At 57.3% G+C, this 14,729-nt stretch carries 13 protein-coding genes; 5 read left to right on the forward strand and 8 right to left on the reverse strand.

What is annotated here, in order from left to right; translation table 11 throughout:
• Positions 1-248 (forward strand): transposase (locus AKU94_RS20930; RefSeq protein WP_198144918.1); only part of this gene is annotated, 248 nt, incomplete at its 5' end.
• Complete coding sequence (locus AKU94_RS20935; RefSeq protein WP_408633656.1) at positions 212-298, forward strand: hypothetical protein; 87 nt, start codon at positions 212-214, stop codon at positions 296-298. The genes AKU94_RS20930 and AKU94_RS20935, both read left to right, overlap by 37 nt.
• 1,001 nt (positions 299-1,299) lie before the next feature.
• Here the strand turns inward: AKU94_RS20935 and mutT are convergent.
• The 3 genes from mutT to AKU94_RS14400 all read right to left on the reverse strand — a co-directional run bounded on the left by mutT (position 1,300) and on the right by AKU94_RS14400 (position 4,054).
• Positions 1,300-1,698 carry an 8-oxo-dGTP diphosphatase MutT gene (gene mutT, locus AKU94_RS14390; protein WP_050527967.1) on the reverse strand — a complete coding sequence of 133 codons (399 nt, stop codon included), beginning with the start codon at positions 1,696-1,698 and terminating at the stop codon, positions 1,300-1,302.
• 67 nt (positions 1,699-1,765) lie between these two features.
• Positions 1,766-2,998, reverse strand: coding sequence for a bifunctional glutamate N-acetyltransferase/amino-acid acetyltransferase ArgJ (gene argJ / locus AKU94_RS14395; protein ID WP_050528142.1), 1,233 nt, complete (start codon positions 2,996-2,998; stop codon positions 1,766-1,768).
• A 171-nt stretch (positions 2,999-3,169) separates the two neighbouring features.
• Entirely contained in the window at positions 3,170-4,054 is an 885-nt protein-coding gene (locus AKU94_RS14400) for a peptidylprolyl isomerase (RefSeq protein ID WP_050527968.1), read from the reverse strand.
• A 205-nt stretch (positions 4,055-4,259) separates the two neighbouring features.
• On the opposite strand from AKU94_RS14400, the gene secA reads away from it, so the two are divergent.
• Together secA and AKU94_RS14410 are read left to right on the forward strand one after the other, a co-directional pair.
• Positions 4,260-6,956: a preprotein translocase subunit SecA gene (gene secA, locus AKU94_RS14405; protein WP_050528143.1), complete on the forward strand. Its 2,697-nt coding sequence runs from the start codon at positions 4,260-4,262 to the stop codon at positions 6,954-6,956.
• A 172-nt stretch (positions 6,957-7,128) separates the two neighbouring features.
• The gene (locus tag AKU94_RS14410) at positions 7,129-8,013 is read left to right on the forward strand and encodes a hypothetical protein (RefSeq protein ID WP_157056560.1); all 885 of its coding nucleotides are present in this window, start codon (positions 7,129-7,131) and stop codon (positions 8,011-8,013) included.
• Positions 8,014-8,058: 45 nt separating this feature from the next.
• Here the strand turns inward: AKU94_RS14410 and radC are convergent, their stop codons facing one another.
• The 5 genes from radC to pyrF form a co-directional block, all read right to left on the reverse strand.
• A complete protein-coding gene (gene radC, locus AKU94_RS14415; protein WP_050527970.1) occupies positions 8,059-8,823 on the reverse strand; it encodes a RadC family protein in 765 nt (254 codons plus the stop codon).
• Positions 8,824-8,979: 156 nt separating this feature from the next.
• Positions 8,980-10,128: a molecular chaperone DnaJ gene (gene dnaJ, locus AKU94_RS14420; protein ID WP_050527971.1), complete on the reverse strand. Its 1,149-nt coding sequence runs from the start codon at positions 10,126-10,128 to the stop codon at positions 8,980-8,982.
• A 75-nt stretch (positions 10,129-10,203) separates the two neighbouring features.
• A complete protein-coding gene (gene dnaK / locus AKU94_RS14425; protein WP_050528144.1) occupies positions 10,204-12,111 on the reverse strand; it encodes a molecular chaperone DnaK in 1,908 nt (635 codons plus the stop codon).
• Positions 12,112-12,352: 241 nt separating this feature from the next.
• Positions 12,353-12,973 (reverse strand): TIGR02466 family protein, encoded by a 621-nt coding sequence (locus tag AKU94_RS14430; protein WP_050527972.1) that lies wholly within the window; start codon positions 12,971-12,973, stop codon positions 12,353-12,355.
• A gap of 16 nt (positions 12,974-12,989) precedes the next feature.
• Entirely contained in the window at positions 12,990-13,685 is a 696-nt protein-coding gene (gene pyrF, locus AKU94_RS14435) for an orotidine-5'-phosphate decarboxylase (RefSeq protein WP_050528145.1), read from the reverse strand.
• A gap of 131 nt (positions 13,686-13,816) precedes the next feature.
• On the opposite strand from pyrF, the gene AKU94_RS14440 reads away from it, so the two are divergent.
• Entirely contained in the window at positions 13,817-14,590 is a 774-nt protein-coding gene (locus AKU94_RS14440; RefSeq protein WP_050528146.1) for a hypothetical protein, read from the forward strand.
• Positions 14,591-14,729: the final 139 nt, after the last annotated feature.

Consider the following 14,729-nt stretch of genomic DNA (forward strand, 5'->3'; position numbering starts at 1 on the left):
GGATTATGGCGCTGGACCACGAGATCAAAGGCCGCGCAAAAACAGATGAAGCACCATCACGGCTTATGACGATCCCCGGAGTTGGGCCTATGTGTGCTACGACCATTCAGGCCTTTGCGCCACCAATGGAAGAATTTTCTAATGGGCGTGAGTTTGCAGCCCGGGTCGCGGGCTTGTACCAAGGCAGAAGTCGACCGGTGGGCGACAAATCCTGGGTAGAACCTCAAAAATGGGGCAGCGCGATATAAGGCGGTTGCTGATCACAGGCGCGTCGTGCGAATGCACGCCTCTGGCGTGATGGCCGTCATCCGTTGGACCATCCGGAAAGGCCCACCACCTGGATCATGGCGTGCCAAGATGCTGGCGCGCAAGCCTCGGATGCTGGTGGCGACTGCATTGGCAAACAAGCTTGCCCGTACTGTTTGGGCGTTAATAACCACAAAAGAGAACGATCGAATTCCACCGCTGGCTGCATAAGCTTTGCACCATGCGTTGGAGTAAACCGGCAATGTGAGAAGGGCGAAGGAGAGTAAGGAACAACGGTCATAAGACGGGGTTGGGAACACCAGATAGAAGCCAGGAGCTTTGTGCTCGCATCAACGATTTGGACCCATCCACGGACACCATACAGGCCAGCGGCGTGTGAAAGCTGCATATATAGGCCGGACACACGACTGCACTGATCACATGTTCTGAGCAATCTGAAAAACTTCTTGCATTGAAAGGGGCATCCACACACGGGTTCCATAATCCGCGGTGTCGACACGCGGCATTGGGCTGGGAAAGCCCCGTCGCTTTTTAACGGAAATTGGCCTAAAGGGGTGTTTGGTGCAGCAAGAAACACTGACAACCCCAGTCCCGATAGACCGGGGAAGGTTTGACGTTGGAAGCCCCTAAGCCTGCCATCGGAGCCTTGGATTACCGGCGCTTTTAAACGATAAATGACAAAGACCTGCCGCGCCTTATGCGACAGGTCTGATTGCGTCAAGCCTTCACCAAGCGGAATGCATCAGCGATTCGTCCGGCCTTTTGCGCTTGTTCTAAGGTCTAAATCTTAGGATTTCCGAGCCGACTCAATCGGAATGCCCGTGAAATGTTTTTGTCGACGCGAACGGTAATCTTGCCATCCACGGCCTGTCCAACCTGAAATCCCTGAATTGAAATATAGCTGCCCAATGTGATGGTCCGTAGCATCGTTTCCTCCCAAAAACGCTAAGACCTTAATTTACTCTGAAAACTGTTAACGTCCAGCAACAATACTGCCTATACGTGTGTATTAGTGCCGCAGGTGAGACATTTTTACAGCCAATCGCGCAGAATTGGGATCAGGGGGATGTCTGCGGGGGGCATCGGGTATTCTTTCAAGGCTTCGGGGCGGACCCATGCAAGCCGCTGGCCCTCACGCCCTGATGGAATTCCTTGCCATTTGCGGCAGGCAAACAGGGGCATCAACAGGTGAAACTCGGGGTAGCTGTGGCTTGCGAATGTCAGCGGGGCAAGGCAAGAGGCCCATGTGTCGATGCCCAGCTCCTCTTGCAATTCGCGGATCAGGGCGACCTCGGGCGTTTCGCCGGGATCGACCTTGCCCCCTGGGAATTCCCACAGGCCGGCCAAGGACTTGCCCTCGGGGCGTTGCGCCAACAGGACGCGGCCGTCAGGGTCAATCAGGGCGACGGCGGAGACGAGAATGATTTTCATAAGGGCTTTCTGATTGGGGGCCGGGGCGTAGACCCCGGCGCCCTGAAATATCGTTACTTAAATAGGATCAAGACCGATAATCGGCGTTGATATCGATATAGGCGTGGGTCAGATCGCAGGTCCAAACCGATTTTCTGGCCTTGCCAAGGCCCATATCGACGCTGATCAGCAGCTCATCCTGTTTCATATAGGCCGAGGCTGCATCTTCGGAATATTTGGGGCTGCGCCAGCCTTTTTCAGCTACCAGAAGGTCGCCAAAATGGATGGCCAGCTTGTCACGATCAGCCTGCGCGCCGGATTTCCCGATCGCCATAACAACGCGGCCCCAATTGGCATCCTCGCCCGCAATCGCAGTTTTGACGAGGGGGGAATTGGCGATGGCCATTGCGATCAGATGGGCGTCGCTGGCGTTTGCAGCACGGGTGACACGCACCTCAACCAACTTGGTGGCGCCTTCTCCGTCGCGGGTGACCTGTTTTGCCAGATCAAGCATGACGTCCTGTAGGGCCGCCTCAAATGCCTTGGTGACAGCACCCTGCAACGGGGCCGCGGCAGATTGGCCGGTGGCACACAGCAGCAGCGCATCCGAGGTAGACGTGTCGCTATCCACCGTGATCGCGTTGAAGGTGTCGTCCACATTGCGCGATAGCATCTTTTGCAGCGCGGCGGGCGCGATTTTGGCATCGGTAAAGATATAGACCAGCATGGTCGCCATATCCGGTGCGATCATCCCGGAACCCTTTGCGATGCCCGCAATATGGATCGGCCCGCCGTCGCCCTCGATGGTTGCAGAGGCACCCTTGGGGAAGGTGTCGGTGGTCATGATCGCCTGCGCTGCCATTTCCACCGCATCGGTGTTCAACTCGGCCACAAGCTCGGGGATGGCGGCTGTGATGCGGTCATGGGGCAGGGGTTCCCCGATCACCCCGGTAGAGGATGAAAACACGCGCGAGGCCGGAACCCCAAGCGCCTTTGCCACCTCGCCCGTCACCGTATCAACCGACTTTTGCCCCAAAGCGCCGGTAAAGGCATTGGCATTGCCCGAGTTGACAACAATCGCAGCCCCGGCCCCTTCGGGCACTTTCATGGCCAACTTGGCCTGACAATCCAGAACACAGGCCGCACGGGTAGAGGATCTCGTAAACACGCCCGCCACTGCCGTACCCGGTGCCAGCCGTACCAGCATCACATCCTTGCGGTTCTTGTATTTCACCCCGGCCGCGGCCGCCGCGAATTCGACACCTGCGATGCTGGGCAGAGCGGGAAAGCCGTCCTTGGGTGCCAAGGGAGAGATGGCGATGGACTTGGTCTTGGGTGCGGGGACGCCTGTGGTCAGGGCCACTGCAGCGGCGGCATCCTGGATGCGCAGCTCCAGCTCTGCCTGCAGCGCCTTGTACTTTTTCTTCAGCTTCTTGGACTTTGCTTTCCAGTCGGTTTTGGCCACGATGACGCCCCCTTTGTTGGCTGGTGATTAATCGAGCAATGTGTCGTTGCGCAGCAATGCGGGGTCTAACCCGTCGCCGAAGCTTTCAACCGTTGCGGCATCCATGATGGATTTGATGTGGGCGGTGACGGCTGCCTGTTCAATCTCTGCGGCCAACTCCTCACGCATTTCGTCCAGCGGAGGGGCGGCCTTGATACGGGTTTCCTTCAACTCGATCAGGTGCCAGCCGAATTGTGTCTCAACCGGATCGGACACGGAATTCACCTCCATCGCAAAGACGGCATCCTGAAAAGGGGCAACCATCATTCCTTCTGAAAACCAGCCCAAATCACCGCCATTGGCCGCAGCCCCGTCCGAGGAATGTTCTTTGGCCATGTCACCAAAATTCGCGCCCCCGTCGATCTGGGTCTTGATGGCTTTTGCCTCATCCTCGGTTTTCACAAGAATATGGGCGGCGTGGTATTCCTTGGTGCCGGCGTCATTTTCAAACTTGGCGTCATAGGCTTTTTGAATGGCGGATTCGGTAACGGCGCTGCCGGCTACCGTTTGTAAGGCCGTCCCCGAGAGGTAGCCACGCTGGTCGTTTTCCATCGCCAAAGTATCGCGCAGAGTGATCTTGTCGGTCATGCTTTGTGCAAGGGCTGCTTGCTGGATAAGCTGTTCCAGAATACCCTGAAACAGGGTCTCATCCGGAAGCGCCAGCAATTGCTGTGGAAGGTTTTCGCGCAACACGATCATATGACCCAGGGTAATATTCGTGCCGTTCACGCTTGCGACGACTGCGTTTGCCCCGCCTTCGGGCACGACGGCCGCTGGCGCTTCGGCGGGTCCTGCCTCTTGTGCGGCGACCGCGTCGGCCGAAAATATGGCGGAAACCGCGAAAATTGCCGCAAGAGTTACTGATTTACGCATCTTTATTATCCTTAGGCTGGTGCTGCGCGGATACGCAACGTTGACTTGGGCCCCAGTGCCGCTTACATCGCGTGGGTCGTTGTAAGACGTGCCACCATTGGCTTTCCCCCTTATTTACGGAACCAAGGGGGGGCGGGCAAGGCCAGACGCTTGCACGATCATGTCAGGAAGCCCTGATATGGCAGGAACGCGCCACGGAGAAAACATGCTGGGTATTGGAACACTTGCCAAAAAGGTCTTTGGAACGCCAAATGACCGCAAGGTCAAATCGGTTCGCCCGCTGGTCGCCAAGATCAACGCGCTGGAGCCGGACTTCAAAGCCCTGACGGACGATGAAATCAAAGCCAAAACACATAGTCTTGCCGAGCGGGCGCAGGGGGGCGAAAGCCTCGATGCGCTTTTGCCCGAGGCTTTTGCCAACTGCCGCGAGGCTGCGCGCCGCGCCTTGGGTCTGCGCGCCTTTGATGTGCAGTTGAAGGGCGGGATTTTCTTGCATCAGGGCAATATCGCGGAAATGAAAACCGGTGAGGGCAAGACGCTGATGGCGACCTTCCCGGCCTATCTGAATGCGCTGGCGGGCAAGGGCGTGCATATCGTTACGGTCAACGACTACTTGGCCAAACGGGATGCCGAATGGATGAGCAAAGTCTACGGTGCCTTGGGGATGACCACCGGTGTTGTCTACCCCTATCAGCCCGATGATGAAAAGCGTGAGGCCTACCGCGCCGATGTCACCTATGCCACCAACAACGAGCTCGGGTTCGACTATCTGCGCGACAACATGAAATCCTCGATCGAGGAAATGGCGCAGCGCGGGCATTTCTATGCCATCGTGGATGAGGTGGATAGTATCCTGATCGATGAGGCGCGCACGCCGCTTATCATCTCGGGGCCGTCCCAAGACCGCAGCGAGCTTTATACGGCCGTTGACGCGTTGATCCCGCAAATCCAGCCGGAACATTTCAAGCTGGATGAGAAAACCCGCAACGTGACCTATACGGATGAGGGCAACGAGTTCATCGAGGAGGCCATGCGCGAGGCGGGCCTGCTGCCCGAGGGGCAGAACCTTTATGATCCCGAAAGCACCACGTTGGTCCATCACGTCACCCAAGCTTTGCGGGCGCATAAGCTGTTCGCACGCGACCAGCAATATATCGTGCGTGATGGCGAGGTGATGCTGATTGACGAATTTACTGGCCGCATGATGCGCGGGCGGCGGCTGTCGGACGGGTTGCATCAGGCGATTGAGGCCAAAGAGGGTGTGGCGATCCAGCCTGAAAACATCACTCTGGCCTCCGTCACCTTCCAGAACTATTTCCGGCTTTACAATAAGCTGGGCGGCATGACCGGCACGGCCAGCACCGAGGCCGAGGAATTCATGGAGATCTATGGGCTTGGCGTGGTCGAAGTGCCGACCAACCGGCCGATTGCCCGTGTCGATGATCACGATCAGGTTTACCGCACCGCTGCCGAGAAATTCACAGGCGTGGTGAAGTCGATCAAGGAAGCCCATGAGAAGGGCCAGCCGATCCTTGTCGGCACCACCTCGATCGAAAAATCCGAGGCGTTGTCAGAGATGCTCAAGACCGAAGGCGTGCCGCATAACGTGCTCAACGCCCGCCAGCATGAGCAAGAGGCCCAGATCGTGGCTGATGCCGGTAAACTGGGCGCGGTGACGATTGCGACGAATATGGCCGGTCGCGGCACCGATATTCAGCTTGGCGGCAACGTCGAGATGAAGGTGCTGGAGGCGCTTGCCGCCGATCCTGAGGCCGATCCAGACGCATTGCGCACCCGTATCGCGGCGGAACATGCCGACGAAAAGGCCAAGGTCATCGCGGCAGGTGGCCTTTTCGTTTTGGCCACCGAGCGCCACGAATCGCGCCGGATCGATAACCAGCTGCGCGGTCGTTCGGGCCGTCAGGGCGACCCGGGGCGGTCCTCGTTCTTCTTGTCGCTCGAAGATGATCTGATGCGGATTTTCGGCTCTGAACGGCTGGATTCGGTCCTGTCCAAACTGGGCATGAAGGAAGGCGAGGCGATTGTTCACCCTTGGGTCAACAAATCGCTGGAAAAGGCGCAGGCCAAGGTTGAAGGTCGCAACTTCGACATCCGCAAGCAATTGTTGAAATTCGATGATGTTATGAACGACCAGCGCAAGGCGATCTTTAGCCAGCGGTTGGAGATCATGGAAGCCGATGATCTTTCGGAGATCACCGAAGATATGCGTCATCAGGTGATCGATGATCTGGTTGACGACTTTTTGCCGCCAAAATCCTATGCCGACCAATGGAACGTTGAGGGGCTGCATGATGCGATTGTGGAGCAACTTGCACTGGATCTGCCGACCGTCGATTGGGCCAAGGAAGAGGGCGTCGATCAGGAATTGATGCGCGAGCGGATCTGCGAAGCCTCTGACGTCAAGATGAAGGAAAAGCTGGATGCCTTTGGCGATGAGGCGATGCGCAACATCGAAAAGCAGGTCTTGTTGCAGACGATCGATGCCAAATGGCGCGAGCATCTGTTGACGCTGGAGCATTTGCGCTCTGTCGTGGGGTTCCGCGGCTATGCCCAGCGTGATCCGCTGTCAGAGTATAAGACCGAGGGTTTCGGGCTGTTCGAATCCATGCTCAACTCTTTGCGGCGCGATGTAACGCAGCGCCTTGCGCAGGTGCGCCCGCTGACCGAAGAAGAACAGCGCCAGATGCTGGAACAATATCAGGCCCAGCAAGCCGCCACTGCGCAGGCCGCCAAGACAAGCCATGACGAGCCAGCGGCCAAAGTTGCAGCAAATGGGTTTGATGAAAACGACCCTTCGACTTGGGGCAACCCCAGCCGGAATGAATCTTGTCCCTGTGGATCGGGGCTGAAGTTCAAGCATTGCCACGGAAAGCTGACATAAGACTGGCATCACATCATGAGGGAAGGGGGGGCAGCATTTACCGCCCCTTTTTCTTATCTTTTGATGCATTATCCTTGATATTGTCGCGACATGCTGGAGGCGCCCCTTATTCGCGCCACGCCCTTGCCTTGCTTTGCCCTGAGGCTGGGCTGTAGCGGTGGGGGGCTTGAAGATGGATATGAAACGTAAACTGGCACTGGCGATTTCTGCTCTTGCTGTCACGATTGGTGTTGCAGGGCTGCTGCATAACGATTCTAGGCACAGCGTTGAAGCGGCCAGTAAGATTGATCCACAGTCGGTGACGACGCTTGCCGCCAGTCTGGACACTGTGGCAGTGCCCCCTGCGCGGGTGATGCCAGTCGCTGCTGTCCCCCCGCCCGAACTGCTGCGCCCGCCTGCCGCCCCAAGCTGTCCGGTCACGTTGGATGTGATCGCCGGCCCTGGCGCCGCGCTGGGGTTGACCTTGACCGCCCCTTGTCATGCTTCAGAGCGGGTTGTGCTACGTCATGGTGGATTGGCTGTGACGGCTATGACCTCGGCAAGCGGCATGCTTTTTACCTCATTGCCGGGCATGGAGCCGGATGGAGAGGTGACCGTCCAGTTCAAGGATGGCGGACGTATCCGAGGCGCAGAGCCTTTGCCCAATCTGGGGCTGTACCGCCGGTTTGCATTGCAGTGGGTTGCTCAGGACCGCTTTGATCTGGTCGCATATGAAAACGGTGTGCGTTCTGCCCATAAGGCGGGTGGGAACATGTCTGACACGGCCAAAAACGGCGGGTATCTGACTGTGCTGGGTGATGCGACCACGCCGCTGCCTATGCAGGCTGTCATTTATACTTTCCCGCTTGGTCGAGACATTTCGGTTGAACTGGCGATTGAGGTTCTTGTGACGGATCGGACCTGCAACCGTGAATTGCTGGGCGAGATATTGCTGAGCGAAGCAGGAGTGGTGAGCAAAACCAATCTGACCATGGCAACGCCATCCTGTGATGCAGTTGGTGATATGTTGGTTTTGGCCAATCCGTTGCCTGAGCTGAGGGCCGTATCATCCAGATAAAAAGGCGCTGATAAATAGGCCTCAGCTATCTCTGGTGGTCGTCTGCTAAAGATAGCCGCTGGCCCGAAAGCTAAGTTCCCGCTCTTTTCCGATAATCAGATGGTCGTGCAATGTGACGCCCAGAACCTGTGCTGCATCCTGTATCTGGCCGGTTATAAGGATATCCGCCTCTGATGGCGTAGGGTCACCGGATGGATGATTATGCACCAGTATCAGGGCGCTGGCGTTCAGCTCCAGGGCGCGCTTTACCACTTCACGAGGATAGACAGGGACATGGTCCACCGTCCCCCGCGCCTGTTCCTCATCTGCGATAAGCACGTTCTTACGATCCAGAAAAAGTATGCGGAACTGCTCTGTTTCCCTATGCGCCATGGCGGTGTGACAATAGTCCAGCAGTGCATCCCACGAGGATAGAACAGCCTTGTTCATGACCTTCGCCCGCATCATACGTTGAGCAGCCGCTTCTACAATCTTCAGCTCTTGCACCACGGCACTCCCGACACCTTGTACCGTGACCAATCGCGCAGACGGTGCGGTCACAACCCGGTTGAAATCGCCAAAGGTATCAAGCAACCGGCGCGCCAAAGGCTTCACATCCTGTCTGGGAATGGCGCGGAACAAGACCAGTTCCAAAAGTTCATAATCAGGCATAGCCGCCGCCCCGCCCTCCATGAAGCGGGTGCGCAAGCGTTTGCGGTGATCTGCAAGATATGACGGAACCTTACCCGAAGGGGGTATCACGACCACTGCTTCATCCATTTCGGGAAACAGCGGCAAGGAGGCTTCTTGAAAGGCGCGGTTCTGGCTCATACCGAGATAGTGCCACGCCATGGTAAACTAAGTGTTAACGGGATCAGGCGGCCCAAAAGAAAACATCCGCTGCGCCAGCAGGATATAACCGGCAGTCGATCTGTGCCCCGGTAGGGCAAAATGCGGAGGGTCGATCCCTCCGCATTTTGCAGCACCTTAACCTTTCATCCCTTCCCAAAATGTTTTCACTTGGGAAAAGAATGTCCGGCCTTCGGGATTATTATCTTCCGACAGCTTTTCAAACTCCCGCAAAAGCTCTTTCTGCTTTCCGGTCAGATTAACGGGTGTCTCCACGGCCAGTTCGATCAGCATATCCCCGACGCCGCCGCCACGCAGTGCGGGCATCCCTTTGGAGCGCAACCGCATTTGCTTGCCTGTCTGGCTGCCACTGGGCACCTTGACGCGGCTCTTGCCGCCGTCAATGGTGGGCACTTCCACTTCGCCACCAAGGGCTGCGGTCGCCATCGTCACAGGAACGCGGCAGAAAAGATGCGCGCCTTCACGTTGGAAAATCGCGTGTTCGCGCACTTCGATAAAGATATAAAGATCGCCGGTCGGACCACCCCGCAAACCGGCCTCACCCTCACCGGCAAGCCGAATGCGCGTACCGGTTTCAACGCCTGCCGGAATATTAACCGAGAGCGCGCGTTCCTGTTCCACCCGTCCTGCGCCTGCACATTTCTTGCAAGGGTTCTTGATGGTCTGACCCATGCCGTTACAGGTGGGGCAGGTACGCTCAACTGTGAAAAAGCCTTGTTGTGCGCGAACTTTCCCCATTCCTGAACAGGTCGGGCAAGTGACCGGTTCCGCGCCCCCATCAGCGCCGGTCCCGTGGCAGGAATCGCAGGCGATAGAGGTCGGAACATTAATGGTTTTCTGAATTCCCGCAAAGGCTTCTTCCAACGTTACCCGCAGGTTATAGCGCAAGTCAGAGCCGCGCTGCGCACGGGACCGCCCGCCACCGCGCTGGCCGCCCATGAAATCCCCGAACAGGTCGTCAAACACGTCCGAGAAGGCAGAGGCGAAATCGCCCTGACCGCCCTGCGGGCCACGTCTGCCGCCACCACCGCCCATGCCATTCTCAAAGGCGGCATGGCCGTAACGGTCATAGGCTGCTTTCTTGTCTGCATCCTTCAGGATTTCATAAGCCTCGTTCACTTCTTTGAACTGCTCTTCGGCCTTGGGGTTGTCGGAGTTGCGGTCGGGGTGCAATTCTTTGGCCTTGCGGCGATAGGATTTCTTCAGCTCATCAGCCGAAGCGCCGCGCGAGGCCCCGAGTACGTCATAATAATCGCGTTTTGCCATGGCAAACCTCTGCTCATGGAACGGCAGAGGGGCGGCCCGTTGAATTAGGCCGCCCCGTCTGTCGTTCCGGCGGTGTTACTTCCGCTTGTTGTCGTCCAGATCTTCGAAATCGGCATCGACGATATCATCATCTACCGGGCGAGCCTCATCCGGGGCTTCCGCACCGTCTTCGGCCTCTTGGCTGGCCTTATAGATGGCTTCACCGAGCTTCATCGCAGCTTCTGTCAGGTTCTGGATACCGGATTTTATCTTCCCGGCATCTTCCGCCTTGAGCGCCTCTTCCAAAGGCTGCATCGCCAGTTCGATGGCTTCGACAGTGGACGGATCCACCTTGTCGCCATGCTCGTCCAGCGATTTGCGGGTGGAGTGCAGCAGGCTTTCGGCCTGGTTGCGGGTTTCCACCAGCTCGCGGCGTTCCTTATCGGATTCGGCGTTCGCTTCGGCGTCTTTCACCATTTGCTCGATATCGCTATCGGACAGACCACCCGAGGCCTGGATGGTGATGTTCTGCGCCTTGCCGGTGCCTTTATCTTTGGCGCCAACGGACACAATGCCGTTTGCGTCAATGTCAAAGGTCACCTCGATCTGTGGCATCCCACGTGGTGCGGGTGGGATATCTTCCAGATTAAACTGGCCGAGGATCTTGTTGTCCGCAGCCATCTCACGCTCACCCTGGAACACGCGGATCGTCACTGCGTTCTGGTTATCCTCGGCGGTAGAGAAGACCTGAGACTTCTTGGTCGGAATGGTTGTGTTCCGGTCAATCAGACGGGTGAACACGCCACCAAGGGTTTCGATACCAAGCGAAAGCGGGGTCACGTCGAGCAGTACAACGTCTTTGACGTCACCCTGCAGAACACCGGCCTGAATAGCCGCGCCCAAGGCCACAACCTCATCAGGGTTCACACCCTTATGCGGTTCCTTACCAAAGAATTTAGTCACCTCTTCGATAACGCGCGGCATACGGGTCATACCACCGACCAGAACCACTTCGTCGATGTCGCCAGTGGACAGGCCGGCATCTTTCAGCGCAGCTTGGCATGGCTTGATCGAGGCTTTGATCAGGTCGCCGACCAGCGATTCCAGCTTGGCACGGGTCAGTTTCATAACCATGTGCAGCGGCTGGCCGTCAGAGCCCATAGAGATGAACGGCTGGTTGATCTCTGTCTGCTGGCTGGAGGAAAGCTCGATCTTCGCTTTTTCAGCAGCTTCCTTCAAACGCTGAAGCGCCATCTTGTCTTTGGTCAGATCAACGCCATGCTCTTTCTTGAACTCCTCGGCGAGGTAATTCACGATGCGCATGTCAAAGTCTTCACCGCCAAGGAAAGTGTCGCCGTTGGTCGATTTCACTTCGAACAGACCGTCGTCGATTTCCAGAATGGTGATATCGAACGTCCCGCCACCAAGGTCATAAACCGCGATCGTACGAGTTTCTTTTTTATCAAGACCATAGGCCAAGGCAGCAGCTGTCGGTTCGTTGATGATCCGCAACACTTCCAGACCGGCGATGCGGCCTGCGTCCTTGGTAGCCTGACGCTGTGCGTCGTTGAAATAGGCCGGAACCGTGATAACGGCTTGCGTCACCTCTTCGCCCAAATAGCTTTCGGCGGTTTCTTTCATCTTGCCCAGAATGAACGCAGAGATCTGGCTTGGCGAATATTTCTCACCGCGCACTTGCACCCAAGCGTCACCATTGCCGCCATCGATCAAGTCGTAGGGCAGGTTTTTCTTGTCTTTGGCAACGTGTTTATCGTCAATACGACGACCGACCAGACGTTTGACGGCAAAGACTGTGTTGGACGGGTTTGTAACAGCCTGACGTTTGGCCGACTGACCCACAAGGCGTTCCGTTTCCGTGAAGCCCACGATGGACGGAGTGGTGCGCGCACCTTCGGCGTTTTCAATTACTCGGGGTTGCGAACCATCCATGATAGCGACGCAGGAGTTTGTTGTCCCGAGGTCGATCCCAATGATTTTGGCCATGATAAATACCTCTTCTTCTTCGGCGATGTTGTGGGGGTCAGGCCCGTTATGGCCCCTGATCCCCGATCCCATTTGGTTACGGCCCAGTTGTTGGCGGCAAACGCGCCGCCTTTTCCGGCTACGCTGGGTATATAGGCAGGGTGTTTGCCCCCTGCAAGCACCCCCCTCGATGGTTTTTCACCTCAATTGTGGGAAATTGCATCTTGATTGTTAGGGGCGTGCTAAGGAATGCGGGTTTCGGTCAGCCCCAGTTATAATTGAAGCTGATGCTGATGCGGTCATCCTCGGCCATGTTCATCGGCACCTCATGGCGCAGCCAGCTTTCCCACAGCACAATCTCGCCCGGTTCGGGGGTTACAAAGACAAAACTCTGCAACCCTTCGGGGGCGTCCTTGCTGCGGGTGGGGGCGGCCATCATCATCGGCAGGCGAGGGTCTTCCAGCTTAAGCGCACCGGCCCCCGGCGGCACCGAAACATAGGTCGTGCCGCTGATCACACTATGGGGGTGGATGTGCGAGGTGTGGATGCCGCCCTCTGGCAGGATGTTGATCCAGATCGAATCCATCTTCAGCTTCTTGCCATCCAGATCAAAGGCAAGATCCTTGGCAAAGGCGGCGACATGTTTGTCGATCAGCTTGACCAGATCCTTGAACACCGGATCACGCCAGGTCAGATCATCCAGCGAGGCATAAGAGGTGTAGCCGGGGAACTTGTTTTCCTCGCACCAGTCCTGCCCGGCGGTATCATCCTCGGCGATGCCAAGGCAGCTGTCCTCCAGTTCCTCGGGGGTGGGGGCTTTGCCCAGCTCGGACAGGGCGGCGCGGTAAAGGCGGGTGACAAAAAGGCTGTTGATCTGGGGCATGTCGTTGTCCTTGAAATTAGCGGGCAGGCAATTCACCCAAGAGCGTTTGCGCGGCTTTGCGCGGATCGGGGTCTTGCCAGATCGGGCGACCGACGACGATATGATCGGCCCCTGCCGAGATCGCGCTGGCGGGGGTGGCGATGCGTTTCTGGTCGTTGCTGGCCGCCCCTGCGGGACGCACGCCCGGGGTGACGATCAGGCGGCCGTTCGCCACAGGCAGCGCGCGGATCAAGGCGGCCTCATGGGGGCTGGCGATGACACCATCGGCACCGGCCTCCAGCGCGGTATGGGCGCGCTCCAGCGTAATCTGGCCGATGTCGCCCGATTTGATCAGGTTTGCATCCAGATCGGCGCGGTCAAGCGACGTCAAGATGGTCACGCCCAGAATTTTCAGATTGGTGCCGGCAGCGCCCTCTTTGGCGGCGCGCACCACTTGCGGGTCACCGTGAACGGTCAGGAAATCGAGGTCATATTGGGCAATGCCGCGCACCGCCGCCTCAACCGTGGCCCCGATGTCAAAGAACTTCATGTCCAGAAAGATACGCTTGCCATGTTCCTGTTTCAGCTCATTGGCCAACGCCAGCCCGCCGCCGGTCAGCATGCCAAGGCCGATCTTGTAAAATGACACGGCATCCCCAATCTGGCGCGCAATTTCCAACCCTTGCACGACATTCGCCACATCTAGTGCAACGATCAAACGATCATCGGCCATCATAATCCCCTTATCCTTCGCAAAACCGCTGCGTGATGGGCGCTAAACGGCGGCCTGTCAAGCGTGCCGCATTGACTTGGGGCGCATTGGCGGGCTTGGATTGTTGCAAAATCAAAATGATAAGGCGCATTATGCAAATCTCGCTCGAATTTGAACGCCCCGAGGATGGGCCGACCTCTGGTCCCGTCACTGTTGGTTGGTTTTTGACCAAGGACAAGGGTGCCGTGCTCTATGATCCACCAGAGCGGATGATCATGCGGCAGACCAACAAGAAACATGCGAAATCGGCCAGCCGTTGCCCCGCGGTGGTGCAGATGGAAAGCCGCTATTTCGTGGTGAATTGCCCGTTTGATCTGCATATTGGTTTCGGGCGTGATGAGAAGGGTAAGCCGCATCTGATCAACCGTGCGGGGACAGGATCCTCTATCCGGTCGAACAAGATTTCCGAGGTGACGGTGATGGTGAATGAGGCCGAGTGGCGCTATCCCGACAGGCCGACGGTGCAGCTGATGCTGCCCTATTGTTTTATCGCGGATGAAACCGTCTATGTCACCCAGCTTGGCACCTTTGCGCATTACCGCCCCGACCCGCTGCCCGGAACGATTTTCGGCGGGCGCTATCCGCTGAACCTGTGGCCGCGGCCGTTGATGTGGGCGTTTGAATGGCATGACACCTCCAAGGATCTGATCCTGCGCCGGGGTGAGCCGCTGTTTTATTGCCAGTTTGAGGCAAACGGCCCCGACCGCCCCGTGCAACTGGTCGAGGCCGAGCGCACCCCCGAGCTTGAAGCCTATATGGAGAAAATCTCGGGGGCGGTGAATTATGTGAACCAGACCTTCAGCCTGTTCAAAGCCGCCGAGGCGATGCGCCCTGAAAAGCTGTTTAAACCTAAGGTGCGGGGGTAGGGGCGTGAAAAATTTTGGCCTCATAACCGTTGCAAATGCTTGAAAAGCCAAGGGGCACCCCCCAAATTTAACCTGAGGCCCGAAACTGGGGGTGTGCCGTAATCGGGCACCCAAAACGCCGGGCGCTTTGTCAGAAAAA

Source organism: Pseudorhodobacter aquimaris (assembly GCF_001202025.1).
Lineage (GTDB): Bacteria > Pseudomonadota > Alphaproteobacteria > Rhodobacterales > Rhodobacteraceae > Pseudorhodobacter > Pseudorhodobacter aquimaris.

Bases quoted from the DNA above. Each gene is read 5' to 3' on its own strand.
- mutT (WP_050527967.1), bottom strand. From the start codon at position 1,698: ATGAAAATCATTCTCGTCTCCGCCGTCGCCCTGATTGACCCTGACGGC.
- AKU94_RS14400 (WP_050527968.1), bottom strand. From the start codon at position 4,054: ATGCGTAAATCAGTAACTCTTGCGGCAATTTTCGCGGTTTCCGCCATA.
- dnaJ (WP_050527971.1), bottom strand. From the start codon at position 10,128: ATGGCAAAACGCGATTATTATGACGTACTCGGGGCCTCGCGCGGCGCT.
- radC (WP_050527970.1), bottom strand. From the start codon at position 8,823: ATGAGCCAGAACCGCGCCTTTCAAGAAGCCTCCTTGCCGCTGTTTCCC.
- AKU94_RS14440 (WP_050528146.1), top strand. From the start codon at position 13,817: ATGCAAATCTCGCTCGAATTTGAACGCCCCGAGGATGGGCCGACCTCT.
- dnaK (WP_050528144.1), bottom strand. From the start codon at position 12,111: ATGGCCAAAATCATTGGGATCGACCTCGGGACAACAAACTCCTGCGTC.
- AKU94_RS14410 (WP_157056560.1), top strand. From the start codon at position 7,129: ATGGATATGAAACGTAAACTGGCACTGGCGATTTCTGCTCTTGCTGTC.
- secA (WP_050528143.1), top strand. From the start codon at position 4,260: ATGCTGGGTATTGGAACACTTGCCAAAAAGGTCTTTGGAACGCCAAAT.
- pyrF (WP_050528145.1), bottom strand. From the start codon at position 13,685: ATGGCCGATGATCGTTTGATCGTTGCACTAGATGTGGCGAATGTCGTG.
- AKU94_RS14430 (WP_050527972.1), bottom strand. From the start codon at position 12,973: ATGCCCCAGATCAACAGCCTTTTTGTCACCCGCCTTTACCGCGCCGCC.